Origin of the sequence: Pseudonocardia sp. WMMC193, from assembly GCF_021728735.1 — a bacterium.
Classification (GTDB): Bacteria; Actinomycetota; Actinomycetes; order Mycobacteriales; family Pseudonocardiaceae; genus Pseudonocardia; species Pseudonocardia oroxyli.
Window position 1 is genome coordinate 1,938,778 of the sequence record NZ_JAKKDO010000003.1, and the last position, 18,780, is coordinate 1,957,557.

Annotated in this window: 17 protein-coding genes; 3 read left to right on the forward strand and 14 right to left on the reverse strand. The window is 74.3% G+C overall.

The genetic code is table 11. The features are described from left to right. Positions 1–35: 35 nt before the first annotated feature. Positions 36–1,445: an NAD-dependent malic enzyme gene (locus L3X23_RS10715; RefSeq protein ID WP_093078248.1), complete on the reverse strand. Its 1,410-nt coding sequence runs from the start codon at positions 1,443–1,445 to the stop codon at positions 36–38. Positions 1,446–1,603: 158 nt separating this feature from the next. Between L3X23_RS10715 and L3X23_RS10720 the strand changes: the two genes are divergently transcribed. Then, a complete protein-coding gene (locus tag L3X23_RS10720; protein ID WP_237192069.1) occupies positions 1,604–3,697 on the forward strand; it encodes an elongation factor G-like protein EF-G2 in 2,094 nt (697 codons plus the stop codon). A 59-nt stretch (positions 3,698–3,756) separates the two neighbouring features. On the opposite strand, the gene L3X23_RS36100 is transcribed toward L3X23_RS10720, so the two are convergent. From L3X23_RS36100 to L3X23_RS10740, 4 genes are all read right to left on the reverse strand, one after another. Further along, the gene (locus tag L3X23_RS36100; RefSeq protein ID WP_237192070.1) at positions 3,757–5,694 is read right to left on the reverse strand and encodes a glycosyl hydrolase; all 1,938 of its coding nucleotides are present in this window, start codon (positions 5,692–5,694) and stop codon (positions 3,757–3,759) included. Then, positions 5,691–6,419, reverse strand: a complete 729-nt coding sequence (locus L3X23_RS10730; RefSeq protein ID WP_237192071.1) for a hypothetical protein — start codon at positions 6,417–6,419, stop codon at positions 5,691–5,693. The genes L3X23_RS36100 and L3X23_RS10730 overlap by 4 nt, the downstream gene beginning before the upstream one ends. Beyond that, entirely contained in the window at positions 6,416–8,566 is a 2,151-nt protein-coding gene (locus L3X23_RS35860; RefSeq protein ID WP_308116892.1) for a glycosyltransferase family 2 protein, read from the reverse strand. Before L3X23_RS35860 ends, L3X23_RS10730 begins: the two co-directional genes overlap by 4 nt. 458 nt (positions 8,567–9,024) lie before the next feature. After that, a complete protein-coding gene (locus tag L3X23_RS10740; RefSeq protein WP_237192072.1) occupies positions 9,025–10,425 on the reverse strand; it encodes a DUF2867 domain-containing protein in 1,401 nt (466 codons plus the stop codon). A gap of 116 nt (positions 10,426–10,541) precedes the next feature. Between L3X23_RS10740 and L3X23_RS10745 the strand changes: the two genes are divergently transcribed. Continuing rightward, positions 10,542–11,141, forward strand: coding sequence for a superoxide dismutase family protein (locus L3X23_RS10745; RefSeq protein WP_237192073.1), 600 nt, complete (start codon positions 10,542–10,544; stop codon positions 11,139–11,141). A 12-nt stretch (positions 11,142–11,153) separates the two neighbouring features. Here L3X23_RS10745 and L3X23_RS10750 read toward each other — a convergent pair whose 3' ends face one another. Together L3X23_RS10750 and L3X23_RS10755 are read right to left on the reverse strand one after the other, a co-directional pair. Continuing rightward, on the reverse strand, positions 11,154–11,462 hold the full coding sequence (locus L3X23_RS10750) for an AzlD domain-containing protein (RefSeq protein WP_237192074.1): 309 nt from the start codon (positions 11,460–11,462) through the stop codon (positions 11,154–11,156). Continuing rightward, on the reverse strand, positions 11,459–12,133 hold the full coding sequence (locus L3X23_RS10755; RefSeq protein WP_237192075.1) for an AzlC family ABC transporter permease: 675 nt from the start codon (positions 12,131–12,133) through the stop codon (positions 11,459–11,461). Before L3X23_RS10755 ends, L3X23_RS10750 begins: the two co-directional genes overlap by 4 nt. A gap of 54 nt (positions 12,134–12,187) precedes the next feature. Here L3X23_RS10755 and L3X23_RS10760 point away from each other — a divergent pair, with 54 nt between their 5' ends. Further along, positions 12,188–12,739, forward strand: a complete 552-nt coding sequence (locus L3X23_RS10760; protein WP_093078269.1) for a helix-turn-helix domain-containing protein — start codon at positions 12,188–12,190, stop codon at positions 12,737–12,739. A gap of 12 nt (positions 12,740–12,751) precedes the next feature. On the opposite strand, the gene L3X23_RS10765 is transcribed toward L3X23_RS10760, so the two are convergent. The 7 genes from L3X23_RS10765 to L3X23_RS10795 form a co-directional block, all read right to left on the reverse strand. After that, positions 12,752–13,840, reverse strand: a complete 1,089-nt coding sequence (locus tag L3X23_RS10765; RefSeq protein ID WP_237192076.1) for a glycoside hydrolase family 16 protein — start codon at positions 13,838–13,840, stop codon at positions 12,752–12,754. Positions 13,841–14,089: 249 nt separating this feature from the next. Continuing rightward, the gene (pdxS, locus tag L3X23_RS10770; protein ID WP_237192077.1) at positions 14,090–15,007 is read right to left on the reverse strand and encodes a pyridoxal 5'-phosphate synthase lyase subunit PdxS; all 918 of its coding nucleotides are present in this window, start codon (positions 15,005–15,007) and stop codon (positions 14,090–14,092) included. 24 nt (positions 15,008–15,031) lie between these two features. After that, a complete protein-coding gene (locus L3X23_RS10775) occupies positions 15,032–15,625 on the reverse strand; it encodes an NUDIX hydrolase (protein ID WP_237192078.1) in 594 nt (197 codons plus the stop codon). Next, on the reverse strand, positions 15,622–16,695 hold the full coding sequence (locus tag L3X23_RS10780) for a glycosyltransferase family 4 protein (RefSeq protein WP_093078278.1): 1,074 nt from the start codon (positions 16,693–16,695) through the stop codon (positions 15,622–15,624). Before L3X23_RS10780 ends, L3X23_RS10775 begins: the two co-directional genes overlap by 4 nt. Further along, positions 16,692–17,570, reverse strand: coding sequence for a phosphatidylinositol mannoside acyltransferase (locus tag L3X23_RS10785; protein ID WP_237192079.1), 879 nt, complete (start codon positions 17,568–17,570; stop codon positions 16,692–16,694). Before L3X23_RS10785 ends, L3X23_RS10780 begins: the two co-directional genes overlap by 4 nt. After that, positions 17,567–18,178: a phosphatidylinositol phosphate synthase gene (gene pgsA / locus L3X23_RS10790; protein WP_237192080.1), complete on the reverse strand. Its 612-nt coding sequence runs from the start codon at positions 18,176–18,178 to the stop codon at positions 17,567–17,569. Before pgsA ends, L3X23_RS10785 begins: the two co-directional genes overlap by 4 nt. 65 nt (positions 18,179–18,243) lie before the next feature. Then, the gene (locus tag L3X23_RS10795) at positions 18,244–18,762 is read right to left on the reverse strand and encodes an HIT domain-containing protein (protein ID WP_237197996.1); all 519 of its coding nucleotides are present in this window, start codon (positions 18,760–18,762) and stop codon (positions 18,244–18,246) included. Between the last annotated feature and the right edge of the window lie 18 nt (positions 18,763–18,780).

An 18,780-nucleotide genomic window follows, 5' to 3' on the forward strand; every position in this document is an offset into this window, starting at 1 on the left:
CCCGACCCCGACGAGCGGACGGCACGCGGCCGGGGTCAGAGACCCGCGGTGACCTCGCCCGCCGCCGCGGCCTCCTGGGCGGCGTGGCGGACGGCGTCCGCCACGGCCGGCGCGACCGACTGGTCGAAGACGCTGGGGACGATGAAGCTCGCGTTGGGCTCCGCGACGACGTCCGCGATCGCGGCCGAGGCGGCCAGCAGCATCCGGTCGGTGATGTCGTGGGCCTGCGCGTCGAGCAGGCCGCGGAACACCCCCGGGAAGGCCAGCACGTTGTTGATCTGGTTCGGGTAGTCCGAGCGGCCCGTGGCCACCACGGCCGCGTGCTGCATGGCGACGCTCGGGTCGATCTCCGGGTCCGGGTTGGCCAGGGCGAAGATGATCGCGTCGTCCGCCATGGTGGCGGCCTCGTCGGCCCCGAACAGGTTCGGCGCCGAGACGCCGATGAACACGTCCGCGCCGACGAGGGCGTCGGCCAGCGAGCCGGAGCGGTCGGTCGGGTTGGTCTGCGCCGCGATCGACGTGAGGTTCTCGTCCAGGCCCGGCCGCGAGGCGTGCACGATCCCGTCGATGTCCACGGCGAGCACCTCCCCCGGCTTCTCCGAGGCCAGCAGCCGGATGATCGCCGAGCCCGCCGCGCCGACGCCGCAGACCACGATCTTGGCGTCGGAGATCGACTTGTGCACGACCCGCAGCGCGTTGCGCAGCGCACCGAGCACGACGACGGCGGTGCCGTGCTGGTCGTCGTGGAAGACCGGGATGTCCAACAGCTCGCGCAGCCTGCGCTCGATCTCGAAGCAGCGCGGCGCGGCGATGTCCTCGAGGTTGATGCCGCCGTACGCGGGCGCGATGACCTGGACGGTGCGGATGATCTCCTCGGTGTCCTGGGTGTCGAGCGCGACCGGCCACGCGTCGACGTTCGCGAAGCGCTTGAACAGCGCCGCCTTGCCCTCCATCACCGGCATCGACGCGGCGGCGCCCAGGTTGCCCAGGCCCAGCACCGCGGACCCGTCGGTGACGACGGCGACGGTGTTGCGCTTGATCGTCAGCCGCCGGGCGTCCGACGGGTTCGCCGCGATCGCCTGGCAGACCCGCGCGACGCCCGGGGTGTAGGCCCGGGACAGGTCGTCCCGGTTGCGCAGCGCCACCTTCGACGAGACCTCGATCTTGCCGCCGAGGTGGATCAGGAACGTCCGGTCGGACACCTTCCGCACGGTCACGCCCGGCACGGCGCCGAGCGCCGCGGTGATCTCCTCGGCGTGCTCGGAGTTCAGGGCGTTGCAGGAGATGTCGACGACGATCGCGTCGGTGCGCGACTCCACCACGTCGAACGCGGTGACGACGCCGCCCACGTTGCCGACGGCGACCGCGAGATCCCCCGCGGCGCTGCTGGACGACGGGGCCTCGACGCGGACGGTGATGGCGTAACCGGGACCGGGGATGGGCACGGCCAGGGACCCTACTCGCGGGGCCGACGTGGCCACGCACACGCCGGGGTCGGTCTTGAGCAAGCCTTGAGGGGTTGTGCGCGACCGGACACCGGAGTCCAATCGGTGTGACCGGCGGCACACCGGCGTGCCGCGCGGATGCCCGCGGAGGTGCGGCCATGACCGTCAGACAAGACCGGAGAGCCTCGGGAGCCGACCCGGCCGGGGTGGTCGATCCCGCGCTGATCAGGAACGTCGTGCTCGTCGGTCCCTCGGGGGCGGGCAAGACGACGCTGGTCGAGGCCCTCCTCGCCCACACCGGCACCATCCCCCGCGCCGGCAGCGTGGTGGACGGGACGACGGTCTGTGACCACGATCCCGCCGCCGTCCGCAGGCACCGCTCGGTCGGCGTCGCCGTCGCGCCGCTGCGGCACGCGGGGCTCAAGATCAACCTGATCGACACCCCCGGCTACGGGGACTTCGTCGGCGAGCTGCGGGCGGGCCTGCGCGCCGCGGACGCCGCGCTGTTCGTCGTCCCCGCGACCGCCGGGGCCGACGGCGTGATCGACCCCGCCACCGCGGCGCTGTGGCGGGAGTGCGCCGCCGTCGGGATGCCGCGGGCGGTCGTGGTCGCGCGGTGCGACCAGGCCCGGGCGGACGTCGAGGCCACCCGGTTGGCGTGCCGGGAGGCGTTCGGCGCGGGCGTCGCCCCCCTGTACCTGCCGACCGACGACGGGCTGTACGGCCTGCTCACACAGGGTCCCGGAGCCGCGCCGGACGGCGCCGAGGAGGCCCGGGCGAGCCTGATCGAGGGGATCATCGAGCAGTCCGAGGACGAGTCGCTGATGGACCGCTACCTGGGCGGCGGGGACGGCGAGGACGGCGGGCAGATCGCCGTCGAGACGCTGGTCGCCGACCTGGAGACCGCCGTCGCCCGCGGGGCCTTCCACCCCGTCGTGCCGGTCTGCGCCGCGACGGGGACGGGGCTGGACGCGGTGCTGGAGCTGCTCGCCGGCGGGTTCCCGTCGCCGCTGGAGCACCCCCTGCCGCCGGTGAGCACCATCGACGGCGACCCCCACCCCGCGCTGACGGCGGATCCGCACGGGCCGCTGGCCGCGGAGGTCGTGCGCACCTCGGCGGACCCGTACGTCGGCCGGGTCTCGCTGGTCCGGGTGTTCTCCGGGACCCTGCGCGCGGACACCGCGATCCACGTGTCCGGGCACGTCCCGGCGCCGCGCAGCAGCCCCGAGGACACCGGTCACGACCTCGACGACCGGCTCTCCCACCTCTACACGCCGCTCGGCGCTACGCTCGTCGACACCGAGGTCTGCGTGGCCGGGGACATCTGCGCCCTGACGAAGGTCTCCGGGGCCGAGACGGGCGACACCGTGTCCGCCGCGGACCACCCCCTGCTGCTGCGGGCCTGGGAGCTGCCCGAGCCGCTGCTGCCGATCGCCGTCGTGCCGACGGAGCCGGGCGCGGAGGACCAGCTCGCGCGGACCCTCGCCACGCTGGTCACCGCCGACCCGGGGCTGCGCCTGGAACGCAGCCGGGAGACCCACCAGACCGTGCTGTGGACGACCGGGGAGGCGCACGCGGACGTGGTGCTCTCGCGGCTGCGGGAGGCGGGCGCGGACGTCCGCACCGAGGACGTCCGGGTGCCGATGCGGGTCACGCTCGGGTCCGCGGCGCGGGTGACCGGGCGGCACGTCAAGCAGTCCGGCGGGCACGGGCAGTACGCGGTGTGCCACGTCGAGTTCGAGCCGCTCCCCCGCGGGTCCGGGTTCGAGTTCCGCTCCGCGGTGGTCGGCGGGTCGGTGCCGACGCAGTACGTGCCGAGCGTCGAGAAGGGCATCCGCGCGCAGCTCGCCCACGGGCCTGCGGTCGACGGCGTCGCACACCCGGTCGTCGACGTCCGGGCGACGCTGGTGGACGGCAAGGCCCACAGCGTCGACTCCTCGGACGCCGCCTTCCAGACGGCCGGGGCGCTCGCCCTGCGCGCGGCGGCCCAGGAGTGCGGGCTGGTGCTGTTGGAGCAGGTCGACGAGGTCGGCGTGACGATCCTCGACGCGCACCTGGGTGCCGTCCTGGGCGACCTGTCCGGCAGGCGGGGACGCGTGCTGGGCACCGAGCCGACGGAGGTGCCGGGCCGCACCGTGGTCCGCGCCGAGGTGCCGGCGGCCGAGCTGCTCCGCTACGCCGTGGACCTGCGCGCCCTCACGAGCGGCACCGCGACGTTCACGCGACGCTTCGCGAGGTACGACACCCCCTGACGGCGAACGGCGCGTTCGCTCACCAGGTGTGAGCGAGCGCGCCGTTCGCTCGTTCCTGGTCAGCGGGTGAGGATCCAGGCCAGGAGGTAGGCGCGGGAGTTGCCGTCGTCGATCGCGTCGTTCGGGAGGGTGCGGGCGATGCGCAGGGCCTCGTCGCGGTCCGCCATCGCCTTGTACATCAGCACGTAGTCGCCCAGCGGGACGTCGTAGCCGTTCGGGGCGGCCTCGGCGACGTTGCGGCGGATCCGGTCGACGTCCCCGCCCAGGTAGCCCGCGACGGGCGACATCGGGATCAGCTGGATCCCCAGGATCGCGCTGGGTTCGGCGCTGAACCAGGTGGCGTAGTCCCGTTTGCCGCCCCAGTTGATGGACACGATCTCGTGCCCGAACCCCGACGGCAGGTCGGGTTGCGTCCAGTACCGCACCGCGGACGAGGCCTCGCGGGACAGCATCGCGACGGCCTGCGTGCGCTGCTCGGGCCGTCCGCGCAGCTCCGCCCACAGGGCCAGCCCGTTGTAGGCGGTGACGGACTCGGAGCTGGACTCCTGGTTGTTGCCGTCGCCGAACGGGCTGAACCCGGACGCCCACGAGTGGCCCTCGTACGGGTCGAACGCCCGGGCCCGGGGGAACTCCCCCGTGGCGCGGGCGTTGCCGATGTCCGCCGCCAGCAGGTCGATCACCGGCGCGATCTTCTCGACGAGCGCGGGGTCGTCCCGGCCCAGGATCCCGGCGGCGTAGAGGAAGTAGCCGTAGTGGAACTGGTGGTCGTTGAACTCCTCGGAGCCGAACGAGTTCTCGAGCCCCACCATGCCGCGCAGCGTCGGGTCGTACACGAAGCAGTGCGTGGTCCGCTCGGTGCATCCCATGGGGTCGGCCCACTGTTCCAGTACCGGGACGAGCTGGTCGCGGATCCGCTGCGCGGTCGGCGCCATGTCCAGGCCCTCGGCGAGGGTCAGCAGGTTCGTGGCCCTGGCCAGCTGTTTCCCACCGAAGTAGGTGTCCGCGGCCGTCAGCTGCAACGTTGCCGTGTCCGCCGTGACGGCCCGCTCGAGCTCGGTCCGCTCGGCCGCGTCGAGCCTGCCGAGGTCGAGGGCGCCGGACGGGGTCAGCGCAGGCGTGCGCAGCTGCAGCGTCGTCGTGCGGCACAGGTCCATGCGGCCGTAGAGCGTGGCGAACGACCCCACGCTCGGGCACCCCGCCGCACCCTGGCCGGGCATCGCGCCGACGATCGTGTCGCCGCCGGAGGTCCGGTAGGTCAGCGTGGTCGCGACGGTGTCCCCGTCGACCTGCTCGACGACCGAGCCGCCGGTCACCGCGACCCGCGCGGCGGCGGCGAACTCCGCCGGGTCCCCGTCCGCCGGGACGGCGTAGAAGGTGGCGGCCCCGCCCGCGGGCAGGTCGAGGGCGGACCCGCGCAACGACCCGTCGGTCGCCACCCCGTAGGTGCCGCCGCGGATGTCGACCGTGCCGTCCGCGCGCAGCGGCTGCGGCCCGACCGTGAGAGACTGGGCGCGGGTCGCGGTGTAGTGCACGAACGGCGAGCCGCGGGTGAGGACGACCCGCCCCACCTCGGCACCGCGGTCGAGGTAGGCGACGGTCACCGTCAGGTCGTCGTAGGCCGCGACCTGCAGGTCCGTGGCGTCGATCGGGACGTCCAGGGCGGGGGTGTGCGAGCCGAACACCGTCTTGTCCTCGGCCCGGACCTGCGGGACCCCGATCGTGAGCCCGCCGGGCTTCAGCCCGACCGAGAGCGGCAGCGGGAAGACCGGCTGCGGCTCGGGCGGGAACACCAGCCCGGAGAACCAGCGGTTGGTCGGCGGGACCAGGCCCGCGGCCAGTCGCATCGCCGGGGCGGTGCCGATGCTGCGCTGCGGCAGCGCGGCGACCGCGGCGGCGAGCTCGGGGTCGCTGCCGCCCTCGGCCACCGGGGTCCCCTCGATCTGCACGGTGCAGCCCGTGAGCAGGAGGGTGAGCAGCAGCAGGCCCACCCGCCTCACGGGGTGAACCCGGTCAGGTCGGTGAACCACTGCGTGACGTCGGTGACCACGCCGTCGTTGCGCAGGTGCAGCGTGGCCTGCACGGGCGACCCGACGGCGAACAGGCCGTCCGCGGTCGCGTCCCCCAGCTCGGGGCTGAAGGCCTGCACCACGGTCCGGGCCTCGCCGTTCTCGGTCCGGACCTGGATCCGCCCGGCCTGGGCGCGGACCGTCTCGTTGTTCGGCAGCAGGACGTCGATGGTGGCGTTCGGCGGCAGCCGCGCGTAGTCCGGGGCGGTCAGCACGAACTCGGCATCGACGTAGAGCGAGCCCGCCCCCTGCACCGTCGCGAGCTCGGAGTTCGCGGTCACGAAGGACCCCACCGCGAAGGAGATGCCTTCGACGCGGCCCTGGTCCGTCGCCGTCAGGACCATCGTGGAGCCGTCCTTGATCTGGTACGGCACCTTGGCCGGGTCGACCAGGCCCTGGGCGAGGTCGCGGGCGAGGGTGGCGCTCTGCAGCTCGAACAGGGGCTGTCCGACCTGCACCTCGTCACCGACCTGCACCAGCTGGGCACTGAGCGTGCCGGAGTAGTCCGTCCCGACCGGGTAGCTCTCCGCGGCCAGCGACGCCGAGGCGCTCTCGACCTCGCCCTTGCGGGCGTTGACCAGCATGGTCAGGTAGGCGGCGACCAGCAGCACCACGATGATGCCGATCAGCAGCCGCACGCGGCGCACGAGCGTCATCGGGACCTCCGGTCGCCCCGGCGGACGGGGACGTCACCGCTGAACGACAGGACCTCCGCGGCCAGGTCGGCGCCGCTCGCGCTGCGGCGGCGCGGGGACGGGACGACCGGGACGGGGGCCGTCCGGGGTTCCGGCACCTCCGCGGCCTGCGGGCGGCCTGCGGGTGGCCGGGCACGCCCGGGCCCGCCCCCGATCGGCAGGCCGGGCAGCGGCCCGCTGATCGACGGCGGCCCGGACTGGCTGGGCAGCACCGGCGCGGGCGGGCGCGGGGCTGCGGGCGGGGGTGTGGGCCGGGGTGCCGGTCCGCGGACGGCCACGGCGCGATGGCGCCGCGGCACGGCCGCGACGGCCTGGGTGGCGGCGATCGCGGGACGCGGGGGCGAGACGGGCGCGACCGGCCTGATCGCCGCCGTGCGACGCTCCTCGCGCGGCTCGGGCAGCACCGGGGTGACCACCTTCTCGTCGTGCTCCCCGACCGGCTCTCGCCCGGCGCGGCGCAGTGCGCGCAGCTCGCGGGAGGCGCGGGCGATCTCGCGGGACTCCTTGAGCGCCGTGACCACGAACGCCCCCAGCACGAGGGTGTTGAGGATGTTCCAGAACACGGCCAGGGAGAACGCCCGGTCGAGCTGGGCCTGCCAGACCCCCACCACGGACGTCGCGAGCAGGAAGACGAACGCCAGGACCTGCGGCACGATGAACGTGAACGGCGAGTTCCGCACGCCCTTCTGCCCGGTCACGCTCCAGGCCTGGTCGCGGCGCAGCAGCGCGTTCGCGAAGGCCTTGACGTAGATCGGGAACGAGGCCGTGGCCAGCAGCAGCGTCTCCCACCGGAACGAGCCGATGGTGAACAGCGCGACCACGATCTGCATGAAGTAGAAGCCGGCGTAGTAGAAGAACCACGTCAGACCGGGGACGTCCTGGCTGATGGGGGCGATCCCGAAGTAGATCTGCAGCGGCGGGACGAGCAGCAGCAGCCCCGGCGCGATGCCGACCAGGTAGAAGGTCGCCGTGCCGAAGTACTGCAGGCGCTGGTCCAGCGTGAGCGCCCGGCCGCGGCCCATCGGGTTGGCCCGGAACAGGATCTCGAAGCCGCCGGTGGCCCACCGCAGCTGCTGCTTGGTGTAGGTCTCGATCGTCTCCGGGGTGTGCCCGACGGCGAGCTCGGTGCCGATGAAGATCGACCGCCAGCCGCGCTCGTGGAGCTTCATCGACGTCCAGACGTCCTCGGACTTCGACTCCTGCCAGATGCCGCCGATCTCCATGACCGCGGTCCGCCGGAACACCACGTTCGTGCCGACGCAGAAGGCCGCGTTGAAGCGGTTCTTCCCGGGCTGGGTGAACTTGTAGAAGACCGTCTGCATGTAGCCGGCGCCGCGCGAGATGAGCCCGCGCAGGTTGCCGTAGGTCTGCGGGGTCTGGACGAACGCGACCGTGGGGTCCGCGAAGAACGGGACGGTCTCGTAGAGGAAGTCCGGGCGCGCGACGAAGTCCGCGTCGAGGATCACGAACAGGTCGCCCGTGGTGATCGACAGGGCGTGGTTGACGTTGCCCGCCTTGGCGTGGGCGTTGCCCTCCCGGGCCACGTACTCGGCCCCGAGCTCGCGCGCGAGGTCCCGGACGGCGGCCGACTTGCCGTCGTCGAGCACGTAGGTCGTGTGCGCGCCGTCCATCGCGACGGCCGCCTCGACGGTCTTGCGGATGTCCGCGAGCGCCTCGCCGTAGGTGGTGATGAAGACGTCCACCGTGATCGGGAAGTCGTTGAGCTGCATCTCGGCGTGCCGCATGCCGATGCCGATGGCCATGGTCTGCTCGACCTGGTTGCCGTAGAGCGCGCGCTGCGCCTCGTTGAACGTGTAGTCGCGCGGGTCGTGGCCGCTGGACAGGATGGTCCACAGCGAGATCAGCGCCTGCACCACGATGAACGACTCGGCGACCAGGACCAGCAGGTAGGCGGGCCAGTCGCCGCGATGGCCGAAGTCGAACAGGAACACGGTGTAGAGCAGCACCCCGATCGCCGCGATGGCGACGATCGCCATCAGCGAGGGCGAGTCCGCGACCTTCTGGCTGCGGGTCCGGGCGGGCGTCTCCGGTACGGACGACGGTGCGCGCGACGGTGCGGGGGGCGGGTCGGTATGTCGAACGGGCACGACGGGGCAGCTCCGGGGCTCTCGGGGTGGAGGCTCGGCGCCCGGGACGTCGGCGACCGCGGGCGAGTGCCACCGGAAGCGGGGAGCGTCGGCAGCGTCGTCGATCGTGTCGGCGATCCGTTCACCCGTCAAGGTGGACGGCATCACGGTGGGTATCGGTAACGAGCCGTCGCTCTCGGCCGATCGCGTGAGGCGGCGGTCTCCCCCGAATGCCGACCGCCGCGCCCCGGCCCTCGGGGGAGGCGGGCCGGAACGCGGCGGAACGTGGCGACCCGCGGGCGGTGCGGGTGCGGCCGTTGCGGGGAGCGGACGGCTGCGGCGAATGCTCTCGGTGACGAACCGGCGGGTCAACGGGAGGAGGATCACCGATCGACTCGGTAACGAAAGGTGCAGGCGCAACGATCCTCGACGAGTAACGCCGTTCCTGAGAGTCCGGTGCCCCCGAGCGGGCCCTACTGCTACTCCGTTCGGCCCTGCGCGTGGTAGGCGATCATCCGTGCCGTCACCCCGAACACCAGATCGTGCGCCGGCTTCTGGGCGTACCAGTAGATGCGCCCCGCGAGACCCCGGGGACGGAACGTGACGGTCTGGGTGTAGCGGCTCGTGCCCGGCCCGGTGGGTTCGGCGGTCATGCGCAGCCGTGCGGTGCCCGGCATGCGGGTCTCCGCCCGCAGCAGGAGCGAGCGTCCCGGCTCGACCTCCTCGACCCGCCACCAGTCGAGCGCCGCGCCCGGCTCCAGTCGCCGAGGCCTGCCGCGGCGCAGCCCGACGCCGCCGATCAGACCATCGAGCCGCTGTCGCACGGCCCACACCCCGGGGAGCGTGTGCCAGCCCTCGTCGCCACCGATCCCGGCGACGACCGCCCAGAGGTCCTCGACCGGGGCGTCCACCTCGACCACGTGCCTGCCGGTGATCTCGGGCGGCCCGGAGCCGGGCAGGTCGCTCGGCGTCCCGGGATCGGCCAGGGCCCGCCGGACCGCCTCGGGGTAGGGGGTCCGGCCGCCGGGCGGCTCCCCGACCAGCCCGGCCAGGTCGTCCTCGCGGCAGACCAGCTCGTGGGCCATCGACTCCAGCAGCGGCGCGGCGAGCTCGCGGTCGACCGGGGTCAGCAGCCCGACGGCGCGGGCGCCGAGCCGGGGCGCCGCGACCGGCACCGGCACGGTCACCGCCCGGGCCAGACCGGCCTCGCGCGCGTACCCCCGGAGCAGCTCGACGTAGGTGGGGACGTCCGGACCGCCGACGTCGAACGTGCGGTTCGTCCCGGCCGGGAGCCGCAGCGCGGCGGTCAGCCAGTACAGGACGTCGTCGATCGCGATGGGCTGCACGCGGTTCCAGGCCTGGTCCGGCAGCGGGAGCGCGAGCGGGCCCCCGAAGACGGTCTCCGCGACGTGCCGGATCATCTCGAAGCTCGCCGACCCGCGCCCCACGACGATCCCGGCCTGCAGCACGACGGCGGGCACCGGGCCCGCCAGCAGCACCTCCCCCACCTCGCCGCGCGAGCGCAGGTGCGCCGAGTTGCCGCCGTCGACCGGCTGGAGTCCGCCCAGGTAGACGATCCGCCGCACGCCCGCGCGGGCGGCGGCGTCCGCGACGGCCTCCGCGATCCCCCGGTCCCGCTCCGCGAACCCGGGGCCGTCCATCGAGTGGACGAGGTGGTAGAGGACGTCGACGTCGGCGCAGGCCTCCGCGACCGTCTCCAGGACGTCCCCGCGGATCACCTCCACCCGGTCGGCGAACCCCGTCCGGGCCAGCTTCTCCGGGGACCGGACCAGACACCGGACGGTCGCGCCCGCCCCGAGGAGCCGCGGCACCAGCCGCGCGCCGACATAGCCGGTCGCACCGATCACGAGAGCACGCACACCCCGATCGTCGCGCGAACCGCTCGTCCCCGCGCGGCGAGCCCTCGGCGCCACGATCGGGGGACGCCGGGCCCGTCGGCGCGGCCCGGTACACCCCCGCGGGGTATCTCTGGGCGATGCTCTCCACGCGCCTGCTCCTGCTCCCCGTCGCCGCCGCCGCCGTCCTTCTCGCAGGCTGCGGCTCCTCCCCCGCCGCCCCGTCCTCCCCGTCCTCGTCCGCGTCCTCGTCGTCCTCCTCCGCGGTCGACGTGACCGGCACGTTCGGGACGCAGGGCGTCGCCCTGACCTACGACCCCGAGCTGGTCCCCGAGGGGGCGACCGCCCGGGTGACCGGCGAGACGACCGACGCCACCAGCACCATCACACTCGCCGTGACCGGCCTGCTGCCGAACCGGACCTACGGCGCGCACGCCCACCAGAAGGCCTGCGGCCCGGCCGCGGCGGACTCCGGGCCGCACTTCCAGCACGCGGCCGACCCGGTGACCCCCAGCGTCGACCCGGCGTTCGCCAACCCGGCCAACGAGGTGTGGCTGGACTTCACGACCGACGCCTCGGGCGCGGGCTCGGTCACCGCCACCCAGGCGGAGTGGGCCTTCACGCCCGACCGCGCGGCGCAGTCCGTCGTGGTGCACGAGAAGGCGACGGCCACCGAGGCCGGCAAGGCGGGCACCGCGGGCGACCGTGTGGGCTGCGTGACGGTGGACTTCGCGCCCTGAGGGAACCACGCCCTAAGGGATCCCGACCGCCCGCAGACCGGCCGCGACGCCCGCCGCCAACACCACGACCAGCACGAACGGGGCCTTCAGCAGCGCCGCCGCCGCGCCCGCCACCACGCCGGCGGGGCGGGCCCAGCCCGCGAAGCCGCCGTCCTCGGTGAGCGCCGCGGTGGCGACGAGGGCGATCAGCAGGGCCGTCGCGCCCAGGTCGAGGAGCCGGGTCGCCCGCTCCGGGAGCCGCAGCCGGTCCCGCAACAGGATCCCGGCCAGCCGGATCCCGTACGTGCCCACGGCGAGCGCCAGCAGCGCGGGCCAGCTCACGACCGCACCTCCTGCGCCGGGCGCAGGGCCACCAGCAGCCCCGCCAGCCCCACGAGCACGGGCACCCCGGCGGGCAGGAAGGGCGTCGCGGCCAGCGCGAGCACGGCCGCGGCGATCCCGACCCGCCGCGCGTCCGCCTGCCTCAGCGACGGGAGCAGCAGCGCGAGCAGCGCCGCCGGGAAGGCCGCGTCCACCCCGAAGACCGCGGGATCGGGGATCCGCCCGCCCGCCAGCAGCCCGACCACCGAGCCGAGGTTCCACGCGACGAACAGGCTCGCCCCGCAGAGCCAGTACACGCGGGTACCGCGCGGCCCGGTGCCGCGCGAGCGGGTCAGCGCCACGTTCTCGTCGATCAGCAGGTGCGCCCCGACCAGCCGCGCGGGCCACGACCGGCCGACGACCTCGCCGATCGCGAACCCGAACGGCAGGTGCCGCAGGTTGATCAGCAGTCCGGCGGCGACCGCGGCCGCCGGCGCACCGCCCGCGACCACCACCGCGACCGCCAGGAACTGGGACCCGCCCGCGAACACCAGCAGCGACATCCCGACCACCAGGGGCCACGGGACGCCCGCCGACGCTGCGAGTGCCCCGTACGACATGCCGACGATCCCCACCGCCGCCGCCAACGCGGCGACGTCCCGGAGGTCGACTGTTCGCTCTGCCGAACGCATGTCCGCTAGAGTGACCGGCATGGCAGGCGTTCGTCAAACCGGTTTGAGTGTTCGATGAGCCGAACACCGCTCGACGGCATCGCCCTGGCCGTCCGCCGCGAACGGACCCGGCAGGAGCTCTCGCTCGGCGAGCTGGCGCGGCGGGCGGGGTTGTCCAAGTCCACCGTCTCGCAGCTGGAGGCGGGGGCGGGCAACCCGAGCGTCGAGACGCTGTGGGCGATCGCCGTCGTGCTCGACGTCCCGTTCTCCCGGCTCGTCGATCCCCCCGACCGCGGGACGACCGTCGTCCGGGCCGGGCAGGGCGTGGTGATCCCGTCCGACCACTCGCCGTTCACCGGCACCCTGCTGGCCGCCTGCCCACCCGGCGCCCGGCGCGACCTGCACGTGATCACCGCGGAGCCCGGCGAGGCCCGGGCCGCCCACGCCCACATCCCGGGCACCACCGAACACCTGGTCGTGACGGCGGGGCGCTGGGTCGCGGGGCCGCAGGGCGAGGAGGTGGAGCTCGGCCCGGGCGACTACGCCCGCTTCCCCGGCGATCTCCCCCACTCCTACCAGGCCCTCGCCCCGGGCACGGCCGCCGTACTGATCATGGAGTACGTCTGAGCCGAGCCGCGCTCAGCGGTCGCTCACGGGGTCCAGGGGGTACTGCCTGACCCAGTCGACCTGCATCTCCGAGGCCTTGACCCGGCCCTTACCCTCCGGGAACCAGTCGAGCTGCACGGTGAGGTGCATCGGGCCGGGCGGGAGGGCGCTCGTGTCGTCGGTGGTCCACCACTGCTTCCCGTCGACGAACGCGGTGATGTGGTCGGGCGTCCATTCGACGGCCCAGTCGTGCCACTGGGTCGCGTCGATCCGGACGTCGCCGTGGAGCTGGCTGTTGTCCGCGCCGTAGTGCAGGAACATGTCCGTGTCCTGGCGGGACGGGTCGGAGTCCTCCATGAAGTCGACCTCGCCGCCCTTCGGCCAGTTCTCGGCATCCGGCCAGAGCAGCAGGACGGCGTGGTAGCTCGGGTCCGCGGCGGGCGAGCGCACCCGCGCCTCCCAGCGGCCGTACCGCTGCCCCGGCGCCCACGCCATGCCGCCCGTGGTGCCGTCGGCGCCGCCGTTCACGGTGAGCACCCCGTCCTGCACCGCGAACGCGCCCGGTGAGCGGCGGCCCGCGCCGTTGTGGCCGGGGCCGTCGTAGGGCTCCCACTGGCCGCTCAGCGCGGTGCCGTCGAACTCGTCGTCCCGGTTCGGCCTGCCCCATCCGAACGCGGTCGCCGCGCTGGTGTCCGCGGGCGCACACCCGGCCGCCGCCCCGTCGACCGCCCCGTCGCCGGCGGGCGGGGTCTGGGCGGCCGGGGTCTGGGCGGCCGGGGTCTGGGCGGCCGGGGTCTGGGCGGCCGGGGTCTGGGCGGCCGGGGTCTGGACGGGCGGGGTCTGGACGGGCGGAGTCTGGACGGGCGGGGCCTCGGCGGCTGGGGCCTGAGTGGGCGGGGCCTCAGCGGGCGGGGTCTGGGCGGGCGGGGCCTGAGTGGCCGGGGCCAGGGCGGGCGGGGCCTGGGCCGTCGCCCCCGGACCCGCGACCGCGCCCGGAGCGACGGCGACGGGCACGCATCCGGCCGGTGCGCCGGGGTCCGCGACCGCCGATCCGGTGATCATCGCCGTGGCGACGATCGAGCAGACGACACCGCCGAGCACGCCCGAACGCACGAACCTCATCCGTCGCCTCCACCACTCGAACCCCAACTGTCACAGCGGACAGTAGGAGCCCCAGCGTGATCGCGATCGGAGCAGCCACCCGTTCGAGTGGGCGTGGAGTGCGCCGCGGTGTCCGGAACGTGCCACTTCGATCACGTAGCGCAACCGAGTGGCGCCGAGACCGACGCCCAGGTCGCACCCCGCGCCAGGCGGGCGGACGACGTCTCGACCACCCGACGTCGTCACGCACCGCGGTACCACCCGAAGGCGTTACCAGCCGCGCTGGGCGTACCGCTGCGCGTCGGGCAGGTCCGGGATGTTGATGCCGACCATCGCCTCGCCGAGCCCGCGCGAGACCTTGGCGATCACGTCCGCGTCGTCGAACATCGTGGTGGCCTTGACGATCGCCGCGGCGCGCTGCGCCGGGTCGCCGGACTTGAAGATGCCCGAGCCCACGAACACGCCCTCGGCGCCGAGCTGCATCATCATCGCCGCGTCCGCCGGGGTGGCGATGCCGCCCGCGGTGAACAGCGTGACCGGCAGCTTCCCGGCCGCGGCGACCTCGGCGACGAGCTGCACCGGCGCCCGCAGCTCCTTGGCCGCGATGAACAGCTCCGCCTCGTCCAGGGTGCCGAGCCGCTTGATCTCCGATCGCATCGCGCGCATGTGCCGGGTCGCCTCGACGACGTTCCCGGTGCCGGCCTCGCCCTTCGAGCGGATCATCGCCGCGCCCTCGGAGATCCGCCGCAGCGCCTCCCCCAGGTTGGTCGCGCCGCAGACGAAGGGCACGGTGAAGGCCCACTTGTCGATGTGGTGCGCCTCGTCGGCCGGGGTGAGGACCTCGGACTCGTCGACGTAGTCCACGCCGAGGGACTGCAGGACCTGCGCCTCGACGAAGTGCCCGATCCGGGCCTTGGCCATGACCGGGATCGAGACGGCCTCGATGATCCCCTGGATCATGTCCGGGTCGCTCATCCGCGCCACGCCACCCTGCGCCCGGATGTCCGCGGGGACGCGCTCGAGGGCCATGACGGCGACGGCGCCCGCGTCCTCGGCGATCTTCGCCTGCTCGGGCGTGACCACGTCCATGATCACACCGCCCTTGAGCATCTCCGCCATGCCACGCTTGACGCGGGCGGTGCCCAACTCCTGACCGGCGGGGACCTGCTCGGACGACGACGCGGACATTGCTGTGGCGCTCCTTCTCGACGGTTACTCCCGGGAGACCGGGCCGTCCGTAGATGCTACGCGTCCACTATGCGGTGCCGACTCGGCGATCTCGAAGTACTCCGGCAGCGGCGCCGTGCCGTAGAGCCGCAGCCATCGGACGAGCCGTCTCGACCGCAGGCCACGGGTGTCCCGGACGGCGTCGTTGTGGACCCGGCGGGCCAGCACGACGAGCTGTTCGGCGTCCACCAGCTCGGCCAGCACGGCGGTGGGCAGCAGGTCCCGGTCCACCGCCCCCAGGGCGCGCGAGAGCGCGTTCTCGACCAGCTCCCGGGCCTCGACGCCCTGGTCCCACTCGCGCGGCAGGTCGCGGACCAGGCCCGCGCCCGCGGCGCGGGCGGCGTGCCCGAGCGCGGCGACCGGGCTGCCCTCCGGGGCCCGCGCCGCGCCCAACCCCTCCGCGACGGCGACCGCGACGGACGCCCGCCGCGCCAGCGCGGACTCCAGGCCGACCCGGGCGGCGTCCGTGCGCTGGTGCAGCCGGTCCAGCCGCCTCGACCGCGCGACGCACAGCACGGTGACCCAGACGAGCACCAGCACGGCGACGCCGAGGACGACCCACGTCGTGGCCCCGTTCACGAGGCGGGCACCTGACGCGGATCGGCGGCGATCGCCGCCTGGTAGACCTGCAGCACCTGGCCCGCCACGACCGGCCAGTCGAACCGGGCGGCCCGCGCCCGCCCCGCGGCGGACATCGCCGCTCTCCGGGCGGGGTCGGCGAGCACCGCGCCCAGGGCCGCCCGCAGCCCGGCGACGGACCCCGTCGGCACCAGCACACCGGCGCCGTCGAGCACCCGGCGGAAGGACTCCAGATCGCTCGCGACGACCGGGGCGCCCGCCGCCATCGCCTCGGTGAGCACCATGCCGAAGCTCTCGCCGCCCAGGTTGGGGGCGCAGAAGACGTCCACGGAGCGCAGCATGGCGGCCTTCGTGTCGTCGTCGACCGCGCCGAGGTACTGCACGCCCGCGGGCAGCTCGGCCGCGTCCCCGCGCCCGACCACCACCAGGCGGGCGCCGAGCCCGTCGAGCGCCTCCACGAGCACCGAGAAGCCCTTGCGCGGTTCGGAGAAGCGCCCGACGAACCCGACCGTCGGACCCTCCAGCGGGAGCCGCGGCCCGTGGGCGAACCGCGCCACGTCCACGCCGTTCGGGATCTCCGTCGCGTCCCCGCCGAGGTGCTCGACCTGCACCCGCCGCGCGGTGGCCGACACCGCGATCCGCGCCGTGACCTTCTCCATCAGCGGCCGCAGCACCCCGCCGAACGCGTGCAGGGTGCGCGACCGCTCCGTGGACGTGTGGAAGGTCGCCACGATCGGCCCCTCCGCCGCCAGCAGCGCGAGCACCGAGACGGAGAACGTGGTGGGTTCGTGCAGGTGCAGGACGTCGAACTCGTGGTCGGCGAGCCATCGGCGGGCCCGCGCGTAGGTGACCGGCCCGAACGTCACGCGCGCCACGGACCCGTTGTAGGGCACCCCGAGCGCCTTGCCGGCCGGGGTCACGAAGTCCGGCAGGTCGGCGCCCTCCTCGGCGGGGGCGAGCACCGAGACGTCGTGCCCCAGCGCGCGCAGCGCCCGCGCCAGGTCGACGACGTGGCTCTGGACCCCGCCCGGGACGTCGAGCGAGTAGGGACAGACGATCCCGATCCTCACCGCGTCAGCTCCTGCAGCATGTGCCAGTCGGCCGGGTGCGCGGCGATGAGCTCCTCGAACGCCGACGCCAGCTCCTGGGTCGCCTTGCGCACGGCGGCCCGGTCCGGCACCGGGATCTCCGGCAGGACCGTGACCCCCCACCGCCCGCGCGGCAGGAAGTAGGGGCCCACCGGGTACAGGGCGGCACCGGTCAGCGCGGCCAGGGACGCGGGGCCGGAGGGGAACCGGACCGACTCGCCGAAGAAGCCGACCTCCACCCCGCCGCCGGTCAGGTCCCGGTCGCTGACCAGGCACACCAGTCCCCCGGCCCGCAGCCGCCGGGTGAGCGCGAGGTGGGCCGCCCGCCCGTCGTCCTGCGCCACGATCTCGAACCCCAGCGACTCGCGGTAGGAGACGAACCGCCGGAACACCGACTCCGGCTCCAGCCGCTCGACGACGGTGGTCATCTCCGCGGGCAGCCCGTGCCTGCGCATCTCCTCGAGGATGTAGACCCCGGCGACGTCCCAGTTCCCCGCGTGCGGCAGCGCGTAGACCACGCCGCGCCCCGCCTGCATGGCCGCGATCCCGGGCCCGATGCCCGTCGCGGCGCCGTGCATCCCGGCGTGGATCGTCCCGGGCTGCAGGGCGGGCAGCCGGAACGCCTCGTTCCAGTACCGCGCGTAGCTGCGCATGGCCGCCCGGACCAGCCGGTCGAGCTCGGCGCCCGCGAGGCCGGGGACGACGCGGGCGAGGTTCGCCCGCAGCCGTGCGACGCCGGCGCCCCCGCGGCGGGCCGCCAGATCGCCGCCCGCCTCGAACCCGAGCCCCGCCACCGGGCGCGGCACGTGCCGGAGCACGCGCCACGCGGCGCCGAAGCCGAGCTCGGCCGGGTTCACCGGGCTTGCTCCCGGGCGCTGCGGTGCACCAGGACGAGGCGCTGCAGCACCGTGTACACCGAGGCCGCCGCGAGCCCCCACAGGGCCACGTGCAGCGCGTACGGCACCCCGACGCCGTGCAGGAACGTGCCGAGCAGGACGACGATCAGGCGCTCGGCGCGCTCGACCAGCCCGCCGTCCGCGTCGAGCCCCATGCCCTCCGCGCGGGCCTTCACGTACGAGATCAGCTGACTGCTGACCAGGCAGATCATCGCGGCGATGCCGAGCACCCGCTCCTCGCCGACACCCAGGCACCACCAGGTCAGGCCGGCGAGCAGCGCGCCGTCGGCGATCCGGTCGCAGGTCGAGTCGAGCACCGCGCCGAACGCCGTCCCCTTGCCGCCCGCGCGGGCCATGGCGCCGTCGACGAGGTCCAGCAGCACGAAGAACGTGATCACCCACGGGCCGATCGCGAGCTCGCCCCGCGGGAAGAACCAGAGCGCGGCGGCCGACGCGCCGACCGTCCCGACCACCGTGACGGTGTTCGGGGTCAACCCCCGCTCGACCAGCGCGCGGCCGATCGGGTCGGTCACCCGGTTGACGTACTCGCGGGCGTGAAGGTTGAGCATCGGGTCGCGCCGACTCCTCGCATGGTTCCGCCGTGCACCGGTCCGGACGTCCCGGGTCGTTCAGACTAGTCGGGGCTCCAGGTGGGCTCCCACGCGCCCGCCAACAGCTCGCGGGTCTCGGAGAGCAGCTGCGGGATGACCTTCGTCTGCCCGACGACCGCGATGAAGTTGGCGTCCCCACCCCACCGCGGCACGACGTGCTGGTGCAGGTGGTCGGCCAGCGACCCGCCCGCGACCGTGCCCAGGTTGAGCCCGGTGTTGAAGGCGTGCGGCGCCGACACCTTCTTCATCGCCCGGATCGCGCGCTGGGTGAACAGCATCAGCTCCGCCGACTCCGCCGCGGTGAGGTCCTCGAGCTCCGCGACGTGCCGGTACGGCAGGACCATCAGATGCCCGGGGTTGTACGGGTGCAGGTTGAGCAGGGCGAACACGGTCTCGCCACGCGCCACGATCAGCCCGTCGGCGTCCGGCAGGGACGGGATCCGGCAGAACGGGCAGCCGCCCTCGCCCGCCTCCTTGATGTAGGCGAGCCGGTGCGGCGTCCACAGCCTGCGGAACCCGTCCGGCGTGCCGACACCGTCCATCGGTTCCAGATCGGGCAC

Bases quoted from the DNA above. Each gene is read 5' to 3' on its own strand.
- L3X23_RS10720 (WP_237192069.1), top strand. From the start codon at position 1,604: ATGACCGTCAGACAAGACCGGAGAGCCTCGGGAGCCGACCCGGCCGGG.
- L3X23_RS10730 (WP_237192071.1), bottom strand. From the start codon at position 6,419: ATGACGCTCGTGCGCCGCGTGCGGCTGCTGATCGGCATCATCGTGGTG.
- L3X23_RS10745 (WP_237192073.1), top strand. From the start codon at position 10,542: ATGCTCTCCACGCGCCTGCTCCTGCTCCCCGTCGCCGCCGCCGCCGTC.
- L3X23_RS10755 (WP_237192075.1), bottom strand. From the start codon at position 12,133: ATGCGTTCGGCAGAGCGAACAGTCGACCTCCGGGACGTCGCCGCGTTG.
- L3X23_RS10760 (WP_093078269.1), top strand. From the start codon at position 12,188: ATGAGCCGAACACCGCTCGACGGCATCGCCCTGGCCGTCCGCCGCGAA.
- L3X23_RS10765 (WP_237192076.1), bottom strand. From the start codon at position 13,840: ATGAGGTTCGTGCGTTCGGGCGTGCTCGGCGGTGTCGTCTGCTCGATC.
- pdxS (WP_237192077.1), bottom strand. From the start codon at position 15,007: ATGTCCGCGTCGTCGTCCGAGCAGGTCCCCGCCGGTCAGGAGTTGGGC.
- pgsA (WP_237192080.1), bottom strand. From the start codon at position 18,178: ATGCTCAACCTTCACGCCCGCGAGTACGTCAACCGGGTGACCGACCCG.
- L3X23_RS10795 (WP_237197996.1), bottom strand. From the start codon at position 18,762: ATGGACGGTGTCGGCACGCCGGACGGGTTCCGCAGGCTGTGGACGCCG.